General features: G+C 31.4%; 29 protein-coding genes and 1 pseudogene. 6 read left to right on the forward strand and 24 right to left on the reverse strand.

Annotated features, from left to right (window positions below; all coding sequences use genetic code 11):
* Positions 1–90: 90 nt before the first annotated feature.
* The 5 genes and pseudogenes from OWR28_RS17490 to OWR28_RS17510 all read right to left on the reverse strand — a co-directional run bounded on the left by OWR28_RS17490 (position 91) and on the right by OWR28_RS17510 (position 3,861).
* Positions 91–558, reverse strand: a complete 468-nt coding sequence (locus OWR28_RS17490; protein ID WP_332387758.1) for a hypothetical protein — start codon at positions 556–558, stop codon at positions 91–93.
* Positions 559–941: 383 nt separating this feature from the next.
* Positions 942–1,493, reverse strand: a complete 552-nt coding sequence (locus tag OWR28_RS17495; protein ID WP_332387759.1) for a DUF2652 domain-containing protein — start codon at positions 1,491–1,493, stop codon at positions 942–944.
* A 107-nt stretch (positions 1,494–1,600) separates the two neighbouring features.
* The gene (locus OWR28_RS17500) at positions 1,601–2,347 is read right to left on the reverse strand and encodes a metallophosphoesterase (RefSeq protein ID WP_332387761.1); all 747 of its coding nucleotides are present in this window, start codon (positions 2,345–2,347) and stop codon (positions 1,601–1,603) included.
* A gap of 127 nt (positions 2,348–2,474) precedes the next feature.
* The gene (locus OWR28_RS17505; RefSeq protein WP_332387762.1) at positions 2,475–2,756 is read right to left on the reverse strand and encodes a hypothetical protein; all 282 of its coding nucleotides are present in this window, start codon (positions 2,754–2,756) and stop codon (positions 2,475–2,477) included.
* Positions 2,753–3,861: pseudogene (locus tag OWR28_RS17510) on the reverse strand (MFS transporter). The gene OWR28_RS17505 and the pseudogene OWR28_RS17510 overlap by 4 nt, the downstream one beginning before the upstream one ends.
* 143 nt (positions 3,862–4,004) lie before the next feature.
* Here OWR28_RS17510 and OWR28_RS17520 point away from each other — a divergent pair.
* Positions 4,005–4,475 carry an Lrp/AsnC family transcriptional regulator gene (locus tag OWR28_RS17520; RefSeq protein ID WP_276162803.1) on the forward strand — a complete coding sequence of 157 codons (471 nt, stop codon included), beginning with the start codon at positions 4,005–4,007 and terminating at the stop codon, positions 4,473–4,475.
* Between the two features lie 71 nt (positions 4,476–4,546).
* Here the strand turns inward: OWR28_RS17520 and OWR28_RS17525 are convergent, their stop codons facing one another.
* Positions 4,547–5,062 carry a phage tail-like protein gene (locus OWR28_RS17525; protein WP_332387765.1) on the reverse strand — a complete coding sequence of 172 codons (516 nt, stop codon included), beginning with the start codon at positions 5,060–5,062 and terminating at the stop codon, positions 4,547–4,549.
* A gap of 16 nt (positions 5,063–5,078) precedes the next feature.
* Positions 5,079–6,095 (reverse strand): phage tail-like protein, encoded by a 1,017-nt coding sequence (locus OWR28_RS17530; RefSeq protein ID WP_332387766.1) that lies wholly within the window; start codon positions 6,093–6,095, stop codon positions 5,079–5,081.
* 429 nt (positions 6,096–6,524) lie between these two features.
* Between OWR28_RS17530 and mnmE the strand changes: the two genes are divergently transcribed.
* The 5 genes from mnmE to OWR28_RS17555 all read left to right on the forward strand — a co-directional run bounded on the left by mnmE (position 6,525) and on the right by OWR28_RS17555 (position 10,107).
* A complete protein-coding gene (gene mnmE, locus OWR28_RS17535) occupies positions 6,525–7,910 on the forward strand; it encodes a tRNA uridine-5-carboxymethylaminomethyl(34) synthesis GTPase MnmE (protein ID WP_332387767.1) in 1,386 nt (461 codons plus the stop codon).
* Positions 7,911–8,343: 433 nt separating this feature from the next.
* Complete coding sequence (locus tag OWR28_RS17540; protein WP_332387768.1) at positions 8,344–8,673, forward strand: hypothetical protein; 330 nt, start codon at positions 8,344–8,346, stop codon at positions 8,671–8,673.
* Positions 8,674–8,873: 200 nt separating this feature from the next.
* Positions 8,874–9,236: a helix-turn-helix domain-containing protein gene (locus OWR28_RS17545; RefSeq protein WP_332387770.1), complete on the forward strand. Its 363-nt coding sequence runs from the start codon at positions 8,874–8,876 to the stop codon at positions 9,234–9,236.
* A gap of 17 nt (positions 9,237–9,253) precedes the next feature.
* Positions 9,254–9,634: a hypothetical protein gene (locus OWR28_RS17550; protein WP_332387771.1), complete on the forward strand. Its 381-nt coding sequence runs from the start codon at positions 9,254–9,256 to the stop codon at positions 9,632–9,634.
* A gap of 23 nt (positions 9,635–9,657) precedes the next feature.
* Positions 9,658–10,107 (forward strand): hypothetical protein, encoded by a 450-nt coding sequence (locus OWR28_RS17555; protein ID WP_332387773.1) that lies wholly within the window; start codon positions 9,658–9,660, stop codon positions 10,105–10,107.
* 335 nt (positions 10,108–10,442) lie between these two features.
* On the opposite strand, the gene OWR28_RS17560 is transcribed toward OWR28_RS17555, so the two are convergent.
* The 17 genes from OWR28_RS17560 to OWR28_RS17630 all read right to left on the reverse strand — a co-directional run bounded on the left by OWR28_RS17560 (position 10,443) and on the right by OWR28_RS17630 (position 20,893).
* Entirely contained in the window at positions 10,443–10,868 is a 426-nt protein-coding gene (locus OWR28_RS17560) for a hypothetical protein (RefSeq protein ID WP_332387775.1), read from the reverse strand.
* Between the two features lie 181 nt (positions 10,869–11,049).
* Positions 11,050–11,319, reverse strand: coding sequence for a hypothetical protein (locus tag OWR28_RS17565; RefSeq protein ID WP_332387776.1), 270 nt, complete (start codon positions 11,317–11,319; stop codon positions 11,050–11,052).
* Between the two features lies 1 nt (position 11,320).
* Positions 11,321–11,593, reverse strand: a complete 273-nt coding sequence (locus OWR28_RS27095; protein WP_494168478.1) for an ECs_2282 family putative zinc-binding protein — start codon at positions 11,591–11,593, stop codon at positions 11,321–11,323.
* Positions 11,594–11,968: 375 nt separating this feature from the next.
* Positions 11,969–12,157 carry a hypothetical protein gene (locus tag OWR28_RS17570; RefSeq protein ID WP_332387777.1) on the reverse strand — a complete coding sequence of 63 codons (189 nt, stop codon included), beginning with the start codon at positions 12,155–12,157 and terminating at the stop codon, positions 11,969–11,971.
* A gap of 4 nt (positions 12,158–12,161) precedes the next feature.
* Entirely contained in the window at positions 12,162–12,353 is a 192-nt protein-coding gene (locus OWR28_RS17575; RefSeq protein WP_332387778.1) for a hypothetical protein, read from the reverse strand.
* A gap of 594 nt (positions 12,354–12,947) precedes the next feature.
* Positions 12,948–14,138 carry an ATP-binding protein gene (locus OWR28_RS17580; RefSeq protein WP_332387779.1) on the reverse strand — a complete coding sequence of 397 codons (1,191 nt, stop codon included), beginning with the start codon at positions 14,136–14,138 and terminating at the stop codon, positions 12,948–12,950.
* Between the two features lie 56 nt (positions 14,139–14,194).
* Complete coding sequence (locus tag OWR28_RS27100; protein WP_494168484.1) at positions 14,195–14,374, reverse strand: helicase HerA domain-containing protein; 180 nt, start codon at positions 14,372–14,374, stop codon at positions 14,195–14,197.
* Positions 14,356–14,850 carry a hypothetical protein gene (locus OWR28_RS17585; protein ID WP_332387781.1) on the reverse strand — a complete coding sequence of 165 codons (495 nt, stop codon included), beginning with the start codon at positions 14,848–14,850 and terminating at the stop codon, positions 14,356–14,358. The genes OWR28_RS27100 and OWR28_RS17585 overlap by 19 nt, the downstream gene beginning before the upstream one ends.
* A gap of 378 nt (positions 14,851–15,228) precedes the next feature.
* Complete coding sequence (locus OWR28_RS17590; protein ID WP_332387782.1) at positions 15,229–16,050, reverse strand: hypothetical protein; 822 nt, start codon at positions 16,048–16,050, stop codon at positions 15,229–15,231.
* Between the two features lie 358 nt (positions 16,051–16,408).
* Entirely contained in the window at positions 16,409–16,750 is a 342-nt protein-coding gene (locus OWR28_RS17595; protein WP_332387783.1) for a hypothetical protein, read from the reverse strand.
* A gap of 6 nt (positions 16,751–16,756) precedes the next feature.
* Positions 16,757–16,894, reverse strand: coding sequence for a hypothetical protein (locus tag OWR28_RS17600; RefSeq protein ID WP_332387784.1), 138 nt, complete (start codon positions 16,892–16,894; stop codon positions 16,757–16,759).
* Position 16,895: 1 nt separating this feature from the next.
* Positions 16,896–17,477, reverse strand: a complete 582-nt coding sequence (locus tag OWR28_RS17605; RefSeq protein WP_332387785.1) for a hypothetical protein — start codon at positions 17,475–17,477, stop codon at positions 16,896–16,898.
* A gap of 641 nt (positions 17,478–18,118) precedes the next feature.
* On the reverse strand, positions 18,119–18,424 hold the full coding sequence (locus tag OWR28_RS17610; RefSeq protein ID WP_332387787.1) for a hypothetical protein: 306 nt from the start codon (positions 18,422–18,424) through the stop codon (positions 18,119–18,121).
* Between the two features lie 53 nt (positions 18,425–18,477).
* Positions 18,478–18,993, reverse strand: coding sequence for an alpha/beta hydrolase (locus OWR28_RS17615; protein WP_332387788.1), 516 nt, complete (start codon positions 18,991–18,993; stop codon positions 18,478–18,480).
* 31 nt (positions 18,994–19,024) lie between these two features.
* Positions 19,025–19,372 (reverse strand): DUF3887 domain-containing protein, encoded by a 348-nt coding sequence (locus tag OWR28_RS17620; RefSeq protein WP_332387789.1) that lies wholly within the window; start codon positions 19,370–19,372, stop codon positions 19,025–19,027.
* Between the two features lie 421 nt (positions 19,373–19,793).
* Positions 19,794–20,354 carry a hypothetical protein gene (locus tag OWR28_RS17625; protein WP_332387790.1) on the reverse strand — a complete coding sequence of 187 codons (561 nt, stop codon included), beginning with the start codon at positions 20,352–20,354 and terminating at the stop codon, positions 19,794–19,796.
* Positions 20,342–20,893, reverse strand: a complete 552-nt coding sequence (locus OWR28_RS17630; RefSeq protein ID WP_332387791.1) for an SdpA family antimicrobial peptide system protein — start codon at positions 20,891–20,893, stop codon at positions 20,342–20,344. The genes OWR28_RS17625 and OWR28_RS17630 overlap by 13 nt, the downstream gene beginning before the upstream one ends.
* Between the last annotated feature and the right edge of the window lie 14 nt (positions 20,894–20,907).

Genomic DNA, 20,907 nt, shown 5'->3' on the forward strand with positions numbered 1-20,907 from the left:
GGGTAAACTTTTTCTTATGGTAGTTCAGGTTGAAATTCGTGTATTGTGAATTTTTGGTACTTTGCCTGTTGTTCAGGGATATACTTCCTTTTAATCCTTCATCTTCTCTTTTTTAAGAACAATATTAATGACAGATCCGGAAGTTTCATAGCGGGAAGAAGGGCTGGTAATCACTTCAATTTTCATAAGATTATCAGCAGGAATTGTTTTAAGATATTCCTTTAATTCTTTTCCTGTAAAAACAGATTTCCTGTCATTAATGTAAACGGTAACCAGTTGTCCCTCCGCTTTTACCTCATCGTTATTATCAATGCTTACCAAGGGCGTCATTCTAAGAACATCCCAGGTTGTATTTCCTGCCAGAATTGCACTATTCGCTACATTAAATACAGTTCTGTCTACTTTAGATTCTACTGTCGGCTTTCTGGCAACCAGGGTAACAGCTTCTATTTCTTTTGCATTTCCTTTTACAGTATCCCTTGCAGCCGGTGTCTGAGCCTGCTGGGCCATTGCTAGTGAGCCTGTTAATACTGCTATTGGAAATAAGATTATTTTCATGTGAAATTATAGTTTTTCCTATAAGACCACTATGAATATAAATTTGTTACATCAAAAAAGAAAAAAATTAAAATAAACACTTAATTTACAGCAAAATACCCGATTAAATATTAAACATAAAACTGAAAATAATATATATTTTTCAATAAAGCAGCACAATACAAACTGCTTCCATAATAAATATTCTTAAAAAAGTATTTTATATATAATTCCAATTTTAATTAAAAAAAATAAAATAATTTTATCAATACATGAATATTTTACATCATACAAAAATAATTCTTCATCAATACATTTCGAAAGACCTGCCCATAAAAAACCCGGATCTCATCCGGGCCGCTAGCAATAGCAAATTTACAAGGAATGATATTAAAAAATATACGCTAGTTTAAATTTTCAAAATAATGGATAACCCCTACTTCAGGCAGCCGAAACGGATCCTTATTAAAATCAGATTCCTGATTCTTACTGTTTTCAAGAAAAGAATTACTGAAAAGCGCATAAGAAGGCTGCTCTGCCACTCCGTTCTTTAAAAGCTGATGGGCTTCAACAATCGTTTTTCCATATAGCTTTCTGAAGCTTCCGATATTGTATTGTGAAAAAGATCCATAATGAACAATAAATTTGAGAGCGAGGTCAATAGTAATGCTTAAACTCTTACTCAGCTCCTCAATTTTCCTGTTGAAGGCCGTTCTCATCTTCCACAGCATTTTTGAAATACTCTGATAGGACGGATTTTTATCATAACGGTAAAATAAAATGGCATCTCCCTCAATCTCGGAAATTTCAAAGTACTGATCATTGACATCAATCAGCGTAGACAATAACTGGCGCACAATATACTCACCTGTATACAATTTTGTATTGAACACAAATTCGGTAAATCCGCTGAAATCCGGAATAAGAATGATCCCCTCTTGTATATTTGTCTTCATAATGATAATGGATTAAAAACCTGCTTCACCAGTACAGACGAAACAGATTTAATTTTACTTTATCATTTTAAGGCAAAAAAGAAAGCAACCTGCGGAAACATTTGTATTTAAACAACAATAATCAATTCCTTATCATAGCCGTTGTATTTCTCATCAATATACCCATGTGGATTGCAAATTACTTCAGTCCCATCAATCTTATACCTGCAGGGGGTATGAATATGTCCATGAATCCAGTACAAAGGCTGATATTCTCTGATTACATTTTCCAGATCTGAAGCATATGCAGAGGTCAGCGGATCATCTTTATATGGCCCCGATACAGATTGTATGCTTGGTGCATGATGGGTAACGACTATATTTTTTAATCCTTTTGAATTTTCAAGACTTTCTATCAGCCATTGCTTTGAAAACTGATGAATTTTAAAGGTATCCAGTGTTCTCATTTTCGAATAGGAAGGATCTCTCCTGATCATTTTATAGTCATTCATTTTAGGCTGACAGATCATTCCGTACTCAACAGGATTCCCAAAGATTGAAAAATCCGTCCATAAGGTTGCCCCATGGAAACGCACTCCTTCAATATCAGCAAATGAATCTTCAAGAACATGAACATTGGAACCCAAAGCTGCTTCCCTGATCCTGTTCAGTGTTTTCGGGTATGAACCTTTATAATATTCGTGATTGCCTAAAACATAAATGACAGGTTTGCCAGGAATTGCATCTTTAATCCATTCAATTCCTTTGGTTCCGAGATTGACATCTCCTGCCAGCACAACAATATCCGAATGATCAAAACATAATTCCGTACTTCCAAATTCCCTGTGAAGATCGCTGATAACCTGTATTTTCATGATGTGCAGTAAGCAGCAAATATAGTGAATTAATGAAGCGACAAAAGAACAAAAGAGTAAAAAAGAACCGACACCTCCTAAGCATCGATTCTTTCTTCATATAGTTTGTGTATTTCTAAGTTTCTTACTATGAAACAACTACTTCTGCCTGCTTTATTTTTAAACTTTTCAATATAAAATAAAATAGCATCCCCAGCGCCAAAAGAGCATAACCGATCAATATGATCAGGTTAAGACTTCCCACTGAAAATTCCGATGGGAAAATCTGCCCCATTAAGGTCATGAATGACAATCCTATTCCGGCTCCCAAAAAGTAACTTGTAGAACTCAGGCTTGATGCCAATCCGTAGTTAGAAGGTTCAACATCCTGAATCCCCATTACAGAAAGCGCGGTAAAACAGAACGTCATTCCAACCCCGAAATACAAGCGGCTCCGAACAAAACAACTGCCAGCGGATGTCCGGTGTAAACAGAGATCAGCAATAACAGGCCTCCCATCAGCATAAACAGCCATCCTAAAACACCCATTTGGGACGAGCCCAGACGTTTTGAGACCTGAGGCAGAATAAACTTTGCCGTTAAAGCGGAAATAATACTGAACGGAACAAGCATTAATCCTGCTGAAGCAGCACTATATCCCATATCTTTCTGAAGCATCAGTGAAATCAGGAATAAAAATCCGATAAAAAATGCTCCCAGGGTAAAGAATGCAGCATTGGAAACAACCAATGATCTGTGTTTAAATAATTTTAAATCAACCAAAGGTTCGGCAACAGACTTCAATCGGTAATATACCGTAACAAGAAGTATTAAGGCTATAACCAAAGAACCCGTTACCAGAAAAGGCTGTTCTTTAATATGAACCAGTTCATGTGTTCCGTAAGTCAGGCCCAAAAGTCCCAATACCATTAATATACCGGATACCACATCTGTTTTCCTGCCGGCTTCCTCTTTCTCATCTGTTGGCAGATAATAATATGACAGCACCAGTGTGACTAACAGAACAGGAACATTGATCAGAAAAACCCAGTGCCAGCTCAGGTAAGTACTGATAATTCCTCCCACCGAAAGACCACTTCCTGAACCGATGGCTGCAAATGAACTGAAGATCCCGATAGCCCGGTTTCTTTCCTGCTCTTCCCTAAAGGTATTGGTTACGATGGATAATGCTGACGGCATTACTAAAGCAGCTCCAAGCCCCTGTAAAGCACGGAATACAGCCAGTACTTCAAAATTTTGCGACAATCCGGCACCTAATGAAGTCAGCATGAAAATCAAAGCCCCGAGTAAAAACATTTTTTTCTTCCGATCTGGTCCGAAAGTTTTCCGCCAATAATCAGGAATCCTCCAAAGAAAAGTACATAAAGCGTTTGAAGCCACTGTACAGTCTCTGCTCCAATTTGAAACTGCTGCTGAATAGAAGGAATAGTTAAATTAATAATGGCAATATCCAAAGCCTCCACAAATGTTCCTACCGATGCTAAAATTAATATGATATTCTTCTTTGTACCCATGTTTCAAATTTCCTGCAAAATTAAAATTAACAGAACATATTTAAAAATTTAACCTTAAATTTGGAACAAAATAAAATATATAAAACAACTACAAGAACAAAACACCTGACACATTTAATAATCACCTGTAAAAACAGAACAAAATGGCAACTGAAAATTATACCCCAGATGAAAAGGACCTGTCTATTCTCCGCCTGCTTCAGAAAGACGCCAAGATGAGTGTCCGTGATATTTCGGCAAGAATCAATTTAAGTCCAACCCCTACGCATGAGCGTATCAAGCGTATGGAAAAACAGGGAATCATTAAAGAATACACTGCTGTAGTAGACCGTAAAAAGGTCAACAAGGGAATGATGGTGATCTGTATGATCGCCCTGAATGTTCACAATAAGAAAACAGCAGGAAAATTTATTGAAGAAGTCGGCAGGCTTAAAGAAGTTGTAGAATTTTATAACATCAGCGGAGATTTTGATTTTATGCTTAAAATCCTTGCTCCCAACATGGATGAGTTCCATGAGTTTTTTGTGAACAAATTATCTGAGATTGAAGGAATCGGCCAGACCAAAAGTATTTTTGTGATGAACAGCATCAAGGAAAGTGCCCAGATTGTTTAAGTCCAAAGAAAAAGCAGCTGTATATTTTCACACAGCTGCTTTTATTATCTTAAATCAGAAATATTTTATTGCTATTTCCAGTAATTCCAGACTGAACCGTCGAATACTGCAAGTGTTTTACTGGCTGTATCATAGCACATCATTCCCGGATAAGGATTTTTCACATTAAGATGCGGAGCTTCTATTTTCGGCAGTATCATTGCTTTATTCCCGGATTCCAATACCAATACGCCGTCAGCAGTGCTTTCAGCCTTTCCTATAATCACTCCTTTCCCTGATTCTGCAGAATTATTAAGAGTTATCTGACTTGAATTTCCGGTATCTGACAAAGATTTCCAGGTATCATTTTCATATACTTTCACTTTGTTATCCGTAAGATCAAAGATCAGGGTTCCGTTAGCCAGATTCCCGGTGGGAAAACCTGATGTAGCCGGAAGAATCAAACCTCTGGTATTTCCCGGTACGTTATCAAAGTCTAATACGGTACTATTGCCGTCTACGGTTTGTTTACCGATGGCAACCTGGGCAAAAAATGAATTAAAGACAACCAGAGCAACCGCTATACTTATATTTTTTATATTCTTCATTTTGTTATCATTTAGATTAATCATTACAGCTTTTCTGGATGCATTTCCATTCTGTCCCATTGTAAAGCTTTACACATTTATCCTGAATGTCATACAGAAGCATTCCTTCTTTCGGATCTGCAATGGCATCTGCCGGTTGCGGTGTCTGGCTTACATGCTGAACTCTGGTGATGACAAAACCTTTATTTTTTGATTCCATTGCTAAAAATCCGTTAGGGATGTTTTCCGGCCAGGAATTGTTTTTCTGCTGTACAGTAATTCCGAATCTGGTATATCCATCCGGTGTACCGGTAATTCCGGGCTTTGTACAAAACCCGTCAATATCATCAATAATAACCGGGGCATTTCCGCAGCTTGTTTTATCTTCTGATAATCCTTCAGGCCAAAGAGCAGGACACATGGCCTTTGTTGCATTCGGTCCGCAGAAACTTGAATTCCCCATCCCTAATCCTGTCACAGATCCCATGGCAATGGTTATGATCTGGCTGTCATCACTGATAATGGAAGCTCCTCCACCCCCACTTACGTCTGCTTTTGCAATACAATAAGCTTTGCCAGCCGGAATACCTACATATTCAACAGAAGGATAAGTAGTAGACTGCTGGGTAAATGTTCCACAAATCTCCACCACACTGTTTGTTCCCATTTCTATCACTGACGTCGTTCCCGGGTAAAAGCCTCCAAAGGTCGGATCTTCCTGAATCACCGATCCTACAAGAGACAGGAAAGATTTGTTTCCTAATTTAATTTTTGAATTTTTCTGAGACCCGAAAGTTCCTACTTTTACCGTTCCTGTAGACTTCACACTGGCTCCGTCACTGATTTCCAGGATTCCATCTACCTGAATACTGTTAGACTGCAGCTGTCCGGATTGTATCATAAGCGTTGCTCCGTTTGGGACGCTGATATTTGTACTTACGGTAAGGTTTCCGTTAAGACAATAGGTATTTCCACCTGTCATTGCCTGCCCTGTATAAGGAATACACTGAGCATAGGCTAAAGCATTGAAAACAAGCATTAATAAAAAAATCAATTTTTTATTAATATTTAAAAAAAATAATTTATCCATGTACATTTATAATATTTTAACGAATTATTACCATTAAACTTAAAAATATTTAAATTTTCAACATCATTGCTGCACTAAGAAACAATTAACATACCAAACAAGTGTTTAATTTTTTCTTGTCATAAAATCATATGCTTGAGTCTACATTTCCAACTTTATCCAAACCACCCCGATATTCTATACCGCAACAGATTACAACCATTAAAAAGCCCCATACTTAACAACATTATTTAATTCTAAAATTTTGTATTTCCCAGCCTGTGAGGATGTAAGTTTAATGCAAAAATCACAGGCAACTTTTCAAATCTCTCTTTTTTAACCTGAATAAAACAATAGATAATCTGAATAACAGACCTCAACGAAAATTCATATTAAAAACCGTAAATTTGCAGCATGAATAACGATACGATATGCGCTTTGGCTACAGCCAATGGAATAGGTGCCTTAGGCATCATCAGAGTTTCAGGAAATGAAGCTTTATCTGTAGTTCAGAAAAGTTTTCCGGCTAAAAACCTGGCAAAACAAAAATCCCATACCCTCCATTACGGTTATTTTATGGATGAGGAGGAAGCTATTGATGAAGTAATGCTCTCTATTTTCCTGGCCCCGAAAAGCTTCACCACTGAAAATTCTGTGGAGATTGCTTTTCACGGCTCACCGCATATCGGAAAACGTATTCTTGAAACCCTGATCAAAAACGGAGCAAGAATGGCTAAAGCCGGTGAATTTACCCTGCGCGCCTTTATCAACGGCAGAATTGACCTTTCGCAGGCGGAAGCGATTGCTGACGTGATTGCATCCGAGAATGAGGCTTCGAGAAAAGTCGCCATCAATCAATTGAAGGGAGGAATTACCAATGAAATCTCTCTATTGAGAACCGATCTTTTGAATTTCGTTTCCTTAATTGAGCTGGAACTTGATTTTGCTGAAGAAGATGTGGAGTTTGCGGATAGAAGCGCCTTAAGCGGATTACTGGATAAAATTGAATTGAAATTAAATTCACTCATTGAGAGCTTCCAATACGGAAATGCCATTAAAAACGGAACAGCCGTTGCCATCATCGGAAAACCCAATGCCGGAAAGTCTACTCTGCTGAATTCGCTTTTAAAGGAAGAAAGAGCCATTGTGAGTAATATTGCAGGAACTACAAGAGATACCATTGAGGAAGTTCTTCATATTAAAGGACATGCTTTCAGATTGATTGATACGGCAGGACTTCGTGAAACAATGGATGAAATAGAAGCAATCGGAGTAAAAAAAGCTAAAGAAAAGGTAGAAAATGCCAATATTCTTGTTTATCTTGCTGATGCTGCCACTGAAGATTTTTCTGAGGATATTGAAATGATTCAATCCTTACTAAGAGAAGATCTGAAACTGATTATCTGCGCTACAAAAATTGATGAAGTGATTCCTACCAAATACGAAACAGTAGAAGATATTTTCAGAAATGCCATTTCTCATGAGTTTGATTTCATTAAAATTTCCGCGGTTGAAAACCAAAACATCCAGGATCTCAAGAATGAACTTTCATCATATGTTGAGCATTTAAAATCTGAAGAAAATAACGTGGTAATCACCAACCAGCGCCACTTTGAAGCTTTAAGAAAGTCTCTGGATGCCGTTTATAAAGTGAAAGAAGCCATTTCATTCCAGATCTCTACAGAACTATTGGCATATGAGCTTAGAAATGCCCTGGAACATCTTGGGGAAATCTCCGGTGAAGTGACCAATGATGAGGTGCTGGGGAATATTTTCTCTAAGTTTTGTATCGGGAAATAGGCGGTGTTTTGGATTGTATATAGATTGCAATTACAATAGTACGAAAATCCCTTTAAATATAGTATTTAAAAGACAAAATCACAAACTTTGCTTCGGCATGAGTATATCCTGTCAAAGAATAAGTTTAACTATATTAACAAACTTACTAAACTTTTGTTGATTGATTATAATGATTTAGATGGCGCAATTCGCAAGGAAAAAATGTATTTTCCAAATATGGAATTGCTGTTAAAGAGATCTATTTAGATATTTTTTGTGATTTCTACTCTAATTTTGTTGATTATTTATCTAAAGATAATTTTAATGCTTTAAAAAGACTTGTTTACCCATCTAAAAAAGAAATTCAATCTTTTCAGATAGAAAATAGACCTAATTTTAAAAGGGATTAACTGATGAAGCAAGGAAAATTGTAATAAATTCTATTAAAAATGGTTTGTTAGAAAATGGGTTCATTTCAAATTTAACAACTTATGAGCAAGTAGATGATTTATTCAATAATCGAAGAAGAGAAAGAGATAAAATTATTTGGCTTAAAATACCTTCACTACTAAAAAGTTTGTATAAAGTTTTGAATGATAAAAATATTATTACTTCAACAAATAATACACATTGGAAGATCTTATCCGATTTTTTCATTTATCAAAATAATGCTGAAGTAAATTCTGATAAACTAAAAGATTTAAAATACTCAACAAATCAATCAGATGTTTTGAACTTAGAAAATTGCTTTAGGATTCTTGATGAAGTAGTAAGCATAAAATAACAAACTCTTACTTTGTATTTTTTATAAAAAAATTACATTTTATTAATAAAATCAGGTATTATAAATGAATTGATATTTTAGTTTAAATTATAAAATACTGATTGTTAATTACTTAAAACTCCTATTGTAAAGTGGGAGTTTTTTCGTTTTTGGCACAATTGCTAAATTCTTTATGCACTCGTGACATGAACAATAATGTCATGACGGCGAAATCCAGCCATAACGAAAATTTCGGTTATATAATCGAAAAATTGGTGCAGACAGAAGTAACTAAATACTTAACTGCTTATGCAACAGAATTAGAAAAATTGAGTGAAATAGCTCTTTCAAAAACTGTTTTAACAGTAAAAGATGTTGCAGAACTTCTCGATATGAACGAGCGAGTAATAGTTCAAAAGATTAATTCAGGTTTAATTCCTGCTTACAAATGCAAGATTACTAATAAGTTTCTTGTTTTGAAGCGTGAACTAATCAAAGAGATTGCGTCAGGAATACAGTACAAATCAATTTCAATGATAAGTGCTGAAGTAAATCGTGGATTTGATAGTAGAAAATATGTTTAATCTTAATTCTTATAGACATGATAGATTATATCAAAGCATATTTTCCCGATAAAAATAGAATTCTTGAAATTATGAAAGAAAACTACAACCTCGAAAAAATCAGCTATTCTCGATTTGATAAGACTAAAAATGAAGCTGTTTTGTATGAAACATACAAAAAAGAATTTGAAAATATGGAATTGAAAATTACCAATCAAGGTGCATATATTCACAATTCTTTACATCATTTTTATAATAAGTTTGTGTATAACATTGATGGAAATTTTAATGATTTTAGTCGCTCGGCAATTGTAAATTCCATTGATTTTTTGGAGGAACAAATTAAATTTTCTCCTGAAAATCTACACCTTTCACAAAGTTTAGAATTTGGTTTGAATTTAAGATTACCTTTTGATTAGACCATTTTATTCTTAATGAATGTGTGCTTTACGATTTTTGCCCTGCATCAAAATTACGTCCACCCAATGAAGAACAAGTGTATAAAGAATTTGAAAAAGGTAATTACAGATTGAAAGTTTACCATAAAGGTAGACAACAATGTAATGGAGAGAATATTTTGAGAGTTGAAGTTAAGTTTTTAGACAAAAGAGAATTTAATAAAAATGGAATCTTTGTGCTAACTGATTTGGAAGATAGAGATAATCTTATTTTCTTGTATGATAAGCTATACAATCTTGTGAAATTTAAGCTAATGTGTGTAGATGATATTGAAAACAGGCAATTCACAAGTTACAAGAAAAATAAGCTTTACAAATATTGCGCCCATAAATTCTGGTCAGAATTAGATGATGATAAATTCAAAATTGAATCAAAAAAGTCTATCGATATTTTGATAAAAATAATTTATTGGAACACAAAAATATATTGTTAGATCTTATGAATACTAAATTTGAAGAGTTATTAGATAGTTAGCTTACGGACATTGTATAAGCAACCGTAAGGATTGTTTAAAACAAAAAAGTAGGAAATTATTTTCCTACTTTTATTGTAAGATTCTAAATTTATATACTTAGAAATTATTTAAATCATTTTCAGTACCTCTTCGCGCATTAATCTTAATTTTTCGTGCGTTAATTAGCTCTTCCATAAGGCGTGGAAGACTTTCGTTGAAATCATTGATTTCCTGATTAATACTTTCTAAATTTTGTTTTACCTCATCTTCAAATCTTTGAATAGTTCCTTTAACTTCATTTTTAGTTTTATCATTTAAAGACTCAGAGCCATAGTGGGTTTGTACATGAATAATAAGTTTTTTTGTTCAATAGTAAAAAAAGTTTTACTCTGATTATAAAATTTTGATGGACGCAGATAAAAATATTCACTGTCTCCTGTAATGTTATAAGAATATGCCACCTTTGCGCAATCAATTGTTTCTCCAGGTGCCATAGAAAAGCTTATCTGGGGAGGTAACTGTTCTCTTTTTAAGGTTACCATTTTTATCTCTGCTTTTCTACTCGTGAAATCAATAGTGATGTTATTTATTTTGTACATCCTAAGATTTGATTCTATTATTTTCTCCTGCTCGATGTTTAAAATCTCACCTTCTGGAAAAGTTTCGAATCTTCTAATAATATCATTCCTTATTTTATCTAATCGTTTTGACAAATAATCTTCACTAAATAGGATTTTCATTCGGTTATTTTTTAAAATTGTAAAATCTGGTAATCTAAATTTTTGACAGCAAAGTCATCTTTCCATTCAAATTCAATTTTCATAGTGTCTGGAGCTTCTATTGTTAAAAATAATGATATTTCATAAGAGTTTTGTGGCTTAATATCAAGGGGGAATGGATTAGTAACAATTTGCACTCCTATTAAATTTGGAAAGTGAATTGTAACGTCTCTTGCTGTAGCTTTACCTTTGTTATAAACCTTAATAACTCTCGCTCCTTTAACTTTTTGTAAAATATTTGCTTCAACTTTTGCTTTTTTTCATCATCTTTTTCCTTCGTAATTTTTTCAAGTTGAAATTTGTTTAATAAAGCACTTTGTTTTTTTAATTTAGCATCATGTTTAAAATAGGTAAAAGCTGCTAAAGCCAATGCACTTATTGATATACAAAGGGCAAAAATTTGCAAAACCATTTTACTTAAACCTTATATTTTTGTTACCACTAAAAGCATTTTTTAACATTTTATTAATGTCTTTCTGCAGGTCTTTAGTTACTTCATTCTTCATTCTCGAAACTTCATCATTAATTTCTGATTTGTTAGCCTCGACCAGTTCATCATATCCACCATTGTACTCACGGTTGCAATTATTGCATTTTACCCATGTTCTATCCTCATTGTATTCGAAATCACTGTTGCCACAAGTTTGACATCTAAGATTGATTGAAAAATTATAATTCTCTTTCATAAAAATTTCATAAAATTAACTGACACAATATCGTCAAAAAAATATATTAAATACATCCGTATTTTTACGGAATTTATCTTTTTGCCTAATTAGCTAAAAATTCATTTTTTTGAATAATTTATTAAAATACAGATATTTAAAGTTAAAAATTATAAAATAGAAATATTATAATCTTATTTGTTTACTTCACCAGAGAATGGCAATGTACATCTACTTAAATGTCACTTATTATCAAATGGATTTTCATTATTTTTCATAAAAACAGAGCCCATTCTTTTATACTTCATAGGCTTTCCTTTTGCACATAAATCATAAATTCCATTTCCTTTTTGCTCTGAAATACGTAACAAAACTACATCACTTTCGTCACAATCATTATCTATCGCACGTGTTTTCTAAGGTCAGAAATAGTTGCATCAACTTTTTCAAAAATGACTGAATTTTCTTATCGGGAATTGGTTCTTGATAGTTGGAAGGTAAATCACATTTCTTGTCTTTTTGAATGTCTTGTGCAAAATAAAGCGTTGGTAAAACGAATGCTAAAGTAAATAGTAATTTTTTCATGTTGTTATTCTTTTATAAATTCTGTAATACTGTTTCCGTTGTCGAAGTTGAGTTTTGTGGCTGTTACTTTCTTGAATTTGAATGTTTGTGAAACTCCACCATTAGCAAAAGTGAAAGTAAATTCCGTATCGCTTGAAGTTTGAGAATATCCTCCGTTATCAGCTATGTATTTATAGCTCTGCGAATATCCCCCCATAGACATAACAATATCTCCGTTTGAGAATGTGTAGGACTGGTAAGCTGTACCTCCTAAATAGCTTGTCCATTTTCCTATTATCCATGCAGGTGGATTGATTTTGTTGTGTTTACGGTTGGTAGGTTGGTTGATTGTTCGTCATTGTCAGACGATGAGCAAGAAAATAATGGGCAACACTGCCAAAGAAAGTGTAAAAATCAGTTTTTTCATGTTAAAATATTTTGAAATTGTTTTAGTCTAAATCTTTGTATGTTTTGTAAACTCTTTTAGTCTTGTCAACAAGTACAAATGTTTTGTAATCGCTATAATAATATGCGAATAGAATTTCGTTATAGAAGAAATAAAATATGTTATTCTTGAATATCACTTGGTTAAATGGTAATTTTATTGAACGATTGCCATAGTAGTAAGTTATCATCCCATCGCCTGTTACATAAAAACAGGATAAGCCACTCGCCCTATGACGAGTGTGCTGAAACTGTTTGCATTTTGTAACATTTTAGAATTTTGCCGATTCACAGAACAAAAGCAAAAGTTTTACACTTTTATTTTTTCGTTGAAATATTTATGCAAATCTACAAATTTTGTGCCTATTTAATTTTTTTTTACTTCAATAAACCACTCTTTATTTATAATACAGTTTTGACTATTTGGATCTGGAATAGGCTTTATAATTTTTAATTGAAGAGGCATAGGTACACAATTTCCAAATATTAGCACCTCACCTGGAATTGCTTGCTTTATTTTAGAGATATAATCATCAGAAAAATACGGTAAAACGGAATATATGTACTTCATATCTATTTCATTTTGAATACGATGTATCAGATAGTTTCCACATTGTGATAATACAGTTTGTGATAGTTCAGATGGTCTTTGAGAAGAAATAATTAGAAAAAATGAAAACTTACGCCCTTCTCTAGCAATTCTTTCAAAAATATTATCCTTAATAATATAGTCAGTATCTTTTTTTATATATCTATGAGCTTCATCCAAAACAAGATGAATTGGAGATTCCCTACGTTTGGTGCCTTCTCTTCCTTTTCTATAATCAAATAATAGTCTACTTATAACACTTGTTGTTAATTCTAAAATATCATTTCCTACTTCACTTGTGTCAATAATTATTAATTGGTTTTCGTCTATATTTCCAATTCCAATAATTTTTTCTAAATAGTCTGTTGCATTTGAGAATTTTAAATCTGATTTCATAAATAAACATTCAGGATTGAATAAGAAATAATCAAGTCTTGTTAGCATTGTTGCTGTAAATTCTCTTATTCTATAATTTCCTCGTCCTTCCTCTTCTAATAAAACTAATTCGGTTGCAACCTTCAGAAATTTGAAATCATAAAATTCCCCACTCATTAATTTGAAGTCATCTACGATTTGAGCCTGTTCATCATCAACTTCCAAATCTTTAAGAAAATCACTTAATTTACCTTTATTATCTCCAAAATGTATATCTGTATACTCTAAAGCATCATCTAAAAAAGTTATTATCTCTTGATAATCAAATGTTTTGTCTAATCCTGAAATTATTTCTCTGGATTTTATAATTACACCACGAGCTGCTGTCATTTTTGTGGTATCAGATTCTACATTACCAATAATATTTGATAATACATTTCTTAATTTCCATTTGAAATAGTTTGCGTAGTCTTCTGTACTAGAAGAATCAAATATTTTATAAAACTTATAACATTCTTGTAGGACTTTGTCCCAAAAAGGTTTTTGTGTTCTATCTGAAGCCAACAAAAATGCTAACCATTCATCCAAATTCATTAAATAATATGGCAAAACAAAATTAGAATTTGCTGCTGTGTTAGGTTTATAGTACTTTAAAGTTTTTCAGAAAATAGATTTGATGAAAATGCACTTTTGTATTCTCCATTCACATCAAAAATAATAACTTTACCTCCGATAGCGGAACGTCTTTGTTTTCTAAAAACTTGCTGAAATATGTGTGATATTGTATTTGATTTTCCACTTCCACTGTTACCTAGTATTGCAGTGTGAATATTAAAAAAGAGTTAATATCAACACTTACAGTATAATTAATTAAATTTTTAGAAACACCTAACTCTATTGAATCATGAATTTTATCTTCTTGTTCATCATAGATTTTAGGTGATAGAATATTTTTTACATCATCAAAAGTGACAATGCTCACGTCAGCATAAATTGATGGGAATATACCAACACCTATACTAAATATTCCTTGCTCATTGAATGTTCCTATTGGTTTAATAATTAGTTCTCTTGAGCTATCTAAATTAAAATTTGAATACGTCTTACTATCAGTGTTGTGATCTAATACAGCAACAACTTCACATAGTATTGATTCTCCGATTGCATTATTAGTTTTTAGATAACTTCCAATGTTTCCAAAATAATAAATCTGTCCTCCTATGTTGACAGTAGAGTTTTTTGTAGTATGAAATAATTTTACTTTAAACTTGTCATACTCTACTGAAATAACTTTTCCGATATTCATTATTTTACCTTTATAGAGTTTATAAATTCATTTAATAAATTATCTTGAGACTTAAAAGCATCAATGTTTGGTAAAAGGTTATTAACAATATAATTAAAGTAATTTATTCTTTCCCCATTGTATTCACCATATATGTTTATAATCCGATTATCGGCAATCTCAATAATTTTATTATTAATCTCTCCAAAAATGACTAAGTTTATTGTTGAGTTTGTGGCTAATGCTTGATAAATTATATTATTGACATGCTCATCACTAAAACTATAACCAATTACGAACAGAATTGTATGTGGTTCAAGAAGTTTTTTTGAAATTCTCTAAATAATTCAACATAAGGACTGCCGAGACTTTTGTTCTGTTTTGTGGGTGTTGGATAAATTAAAATATTTTCAATATCTTTTTCTCTTTAGGAACATAGGTTTCTTTAATATTGAAAAATGAATTAGAATTTGTATCGTCTTCAATCCAGTTTATAGAACCATGAATTTTATATAGATATACCATATTCTCAACTGGCTCAAATTTTTCAATACTAGTATCCATTCTTTTTGAATATGTATAATTAAATAAAGCTGGATTGAAATATCTATTAATACCTCTTGAGAACCCATTAATATAATGGATATTAGTGCTGTCTAATGCATATTCGTTAAATAAATCATTATTCGTGGTGAAGATATTAAGTCTTGATAAATCTTTATTCCTTAATGCCAATTTGAGATAAAAAGTCTGATATAGTTCTAAGTATGATTCATAAGCTGAATCATTAATATCTATATTTATTTCGTTAAAAATCTGATCTTCAATAATATCTATTAATTCACTACATTTTTTCAGCTCATTGTTTTTATCGTTTTCCTTCTCGTCAAAGTTATCTTTTTGATAAATTCTATATGAATAAAGAACTCCTAAAATATCTTCCAGATTTTTTTTCGTTTTTATTCTTTTTTCAATTTTTAGAAATTCATCTAGATGACTTTTATCTGTATGCTTTTTTAGTCTTTCTAATACAGAACTATACAAACCATTCATTGTTGGAATAGCACCAACACTCGTACCTGAACCAAAAAGAAAGTTAATATTTTTCATATTGAACATTTCTTTTATTCTTGATTTTATTGTATCTATTCTCTGGCTGTCGGTGTCTGTATCAGTGAAAATTGATGTGCCTCCTTGTGTAAAAAATATTTTTTCAGACATGCTTGTTTATTATTAGTTTTTACAAATATATAGAAACAGTAGGTATCTAAACAAAAGCGCCCCCACCATAGGGTAAGTTTTTGGCAGTACCCCTACCTTTGACAAGTCGAATAAATGTTTTCGGAAGATCTAAAAACCTCAACACTTTTTTGAATATTTTTAGACTACAATCCAGATTTAGAATAGTTTTCAAAACCTTTCATACGTTCTCAAAATATTTTTGCTATTTCATTGGATATCAACCTGTTTTTATAGCATTTGGCATAGTTTTCGACTACTATAAACCAACAAAAAACCCCGTCAATACTACTAATATTGAACAGGGAAGTGTAAAAAATTCTAACGCTAATTAAAACTTTTATACAATCTCTTTACCAATTATTTCAATTGGATAGTCAGGGTAACCATCTACAAACAGTTGCATATAAATTTTATTATTTTCTTTCTTAATATTAAATTTATAAATGCTTATTGACTCAAAATTCTCCTTTTCATAGAAAGACATCAATTCACTATCTTTAATTGCATTTTTACATTTGAAATTATGTATTTCTGGCTCAAAACTAAGGTTATCAGAAATGAATATATTATAATTACTAATAATCTTTACAAAGACTTTTTGGGAGTCCTCTAAAGATTTATAATAAATAAATTTTTCAGGACTTGAGATTTTAACAAGACATTCGTATAGCTCTTCCATAACATATTATGATTTTTTTGGAGGTGGTTTTAAAAATGTTGGCGCCGATGGAGTTTTTCTGCCATTTTGCGCTTTTCCAATATCTTGTTTAATATCTGTTTTCCCTGTTGGAACTTGAGGTTTATGTGGTAATTTGTCTTTCATGTTAGTTCTTTTTTGGTGCTACTATTTTGGGTGGTGTTGAAATAGTTCTTCCTTTTTCTTCTGTTAGTGGTTTAGGAGGATTCTGCGGTTGTGGTTTTTTATCGCTCATAGTAAAAAAATTTAAAGTGAAAAATAATAAAATACTTATAATACCAGTTATTAGGCTTACTATAGAAATTCTGTTTAAAATATCAATTTTTTTATTTCCATTTTCAAGACTTTCTGTAAACTCATCTTCAAAAATACAATTAGGCTCTTGGTTTATTTTATCTATTATCTTTTCAGATTCAGTTATAGATTTTTTGTGAGATAACAAATTTGAAAACAAAGTTGCTACGAAACAAAAAAGTCCAATCACAAAAAAATATTTGAACGCAATAATATCTATTAACTCTATGATTTTCTCAATAGCCATTAGTGAGACAATTAAACCTCCGCTTCCTAATAAATAGATAGACTTTTCAAAATCGTCTTGACTCTTACCACGGGTCGATTCAACAGATTCTTTATATTGTAGAATAGCTTGTAGCTTTTCCTTTTCTAAATCTTGAATTTTTTTGTTATTTCTACTTTGGTTAGCCATAAATTGTAATTAACCCATATTTAGTTTATTGAAAAATAGCCTTTTGTGTTTTATGTTTTTGTAAAAATAATGATTCTGTTAAAAATAATCAACTTCAATCTGTTGAATGTTAATAACTCCATAGAATATAAAACAAAATTAGGGTGGAACACCTGATAAAAATGTAACTGATATTTTAGATAAGTTTGAATTGTACAAAAAAGGTCTGATTTAGAACTTAGTAACGAATCTTTTGTTTATTATTCTATATATCTAAAATGGTATTTTTATTATGATGAAATTCTTGCGAATACTTTAAGTAAATATTGTAATTAAAATTTGAAAAATAAATTTATTTGATTCTATATTGTTACTATTTATTTCAATTTACTGATAATCAATAATAATTATTTTTGTATCAGGAAATAAGAAAACAAGTCGAAACAATCTAAAATACACCAATATTTTAAAATCAACATATTACACATTTTATGTTTTTGTAAGATTTTTTAAAATTTTGGTTTTTTTTATTCGTTTGTTCCCCCTATTGTCCCCTCATACTCTAAATACCTTAGTTTTTTAAACAAGGGAGAAATTATGTCAATTTCGCCGGTTGCTACTGCCCGAAGCTTTTCTCTGACACAATTCACGTTACAGTCTCATTATTTCAGTGCAAACTCTTTTAAATCATCTAAAAATACTTTATCTACTTTTCCTTCTGCTTCATAATCTTTTGGGGATGGAATTACGCTTGTATTTTTAATAAATAGATGATTTAAGTAGGGATATATTTTAAATGTTGCTTCTCTGTTACTTTTAAGTTGATTTTTCCAAAGATTAAAATCTACTTCGGTTACTTGGTAATCTTTACCACCCTGTGCAAAAAACATAGAAGCTTTAATCAGCTTTACTGTATCAAGAGGTTTGTAATCCAACAAATATTTCCAGTACTTAGCGGATAATCCCATTGGAAGTGCTGAACTTTTAGTGTTTAAATTAAATTGATCTGAATTTAGAAAAGCTACTTCTTTTTTATATTAGTGAAGGCTTCATCTGAAATAATGGAAGAATCAAGCTTATTAATATATCCGAACTGTTCAAGAATTAAATCTTGTAATGGTCTTGAGTTTCCAGCAAGAAAAATATATTTTGAAACTTTTACTTCGTTAGCTATTTGAGGCATTAAATATGCTCCCTGGCTATGTCCTAAAAGAATAACTTGGTAGTCTTTAAACTCTCGATTATTTTTGAAATAATTTGCAACATTTACGGCATCATTAATTGTCTCTTCTTTTACTGTTGATTCTTCATTAAAGGTTTCAGGATTTGAATAAGTTCTTTTATCATACCTATAGGAAGATATCCCATTAATATATAAATATTCAGCAATATCTTTAAAAGGTTTATTTCCTCCAATTGTTCCGTCTCTGTCTTGTGGTCCAGAACCATGAACAAAAATAACCAACCTTTTTTGATTATTTTCTTTTGATTTTAATAAAGTACCTTTTAACTCAATATTATCACTTTTTATATTCAAAGCAATTTCATCATCTGTTTTCTCAAAACTTTTATGTGGTGATAAAAAAATCCGATAATTTTATTTCTCCATTAAAACTTATTTGAATATCCATTTTTGTTTTTTCAAATTCTGAATAAAAATAGTAGATATCTCTTTCACTGTTAATTTGAAGAATATTTTTAAATTTACCAAACTGTCCTTCAACCTGTTCAGGTAAATTCTTTAAAACTTCTACAGGGATTTGCGCCGAAACAGTTTTATCAAAAAACAAGTGAGCATTTCCAGCATTTTTGTCAATCAATAATGTTTTAATGAAATGACTTCCGATTTCCGTTTTATTTTGAGCAAATGAAAATAGTGATATTAAAATCAAACAAAGAGTTATAATCTTACTCATATAATTATTCATTAAAAAATAACATGCAGTAATCATCATAATAGACAATTACTACATGCTAATATTATTAAATATGATTTTTATTTTTTAATAAAAATTTCAAGTCAATATTTGTTGGGCATAAGTATATTATTAATCCTCCAGCCATTGCGAAAAAAATGAAAATATACCAAGCGAAAAAATTATAATAAAGTGAAAAAATAGTGCTATAAAAAGTACAGTTAATTTATAACTCTTTTTTGCAAATAATGCCAGAAATATTGCTAGTTCCAAAATTAGGACTCCATAAGTTAAAAATGTAACAATATATGAATTCGAAAGAAATCCATTGAAAAAGCTCATATAATCAGGCATACCGAAATACGAATGGTTTAGCCAATAATATATAGCCGTTCCATTTGCCCATTCATTGTGTTCAAATTTACCAACAGCTGCATGTAGATAAACAATTGACATTTGTAATTGTATCAAAAAAAGGAAAAATATTGAAATTAAATTTAAAATACTCTCTTTTTATTCTACGGTCCCAATGATTCTTTCTATTATCAAATAAACAAATAGGAATCAACAATAAAGTAAGAATACTACCAATTTGGTCTCCTCCATCTATAATAGCAGATGAATGGAAAAAGCTAAACGTTATCCACCAGTGTAGTATACATGTAATTTTCTGAAAATAGCCACTAATGGTAATTAATAATATAACTATCGCTAGCCATTTTACTATAAATAAATTATTGAAGCCAAATAAGAAGAAAAAATTAAATTTTGTTGAAAAATCGCCTTTTAATAACTCGTTGAGAAGAAATTCACCGGAGGTCCTCTTCATTAACAAATCATCAATAGGATTTGTAATAAGTGTTAACAATGTTCCTAAAGCAATAATACTTCTACCCAAACCTATAACATTTGAATACGGAGCATTGGCAACAGCAAAATTCTTGATTTTATCTTCAATGCTATTGATATTCATTTCTGGCATAATATTTTAAGTTTAATAACTTTCGCAGGCATTTTTATTCTTTCTTTGTTTTTGCTCCATGCCCAAGGAACTGGTTGATGATAGACAATAAGATAATCTCCGCACATTATTGGGTCTTCAATTGGATTTTTAACCGCAATAAATTTATCTGGAATCTTCCCTATTAAGTTTTCATTATAGTTCCAAGTAGTTTTTAATGCAGCTGAGTTAATTAGTATTTTTCCCGTAACATTTTCAAGCTCTATTCCAACTTTAGATACTTTACGGGAAATGCCAAAGAAGTTTTCTATGTTTGAATGCTTCTGATTTATTTTATAAAGTTTACTATTTTCTATTTTGTATATAAATACTTGTTCCTCTCTTGCATCACGAGTAAAAAAAGCCCAACCTTGTGGTGTTAAATTAAAAATATATTTTGTAAATTTTAATTTGTTTTGAACAGGGTTAAAAGGTGTGCTTGAAAATAATAATGAAAGAAATAATGTTATTGATATAATAATTAAAAATAGCATTGTTATGCTATATTTATAAGCCCCCATAGATTATATATTAG

The sequence above is a fragment of the Chryseobacterium sp. 1B4 genome, from assembly GCF_036631475.1.
Taxonomy (GTDB): domain Bacteria; phylum Bacteroidota; class Bacteroidia; order Flavobacteriales; family Weeksellaceae; genus Chryseobacterium.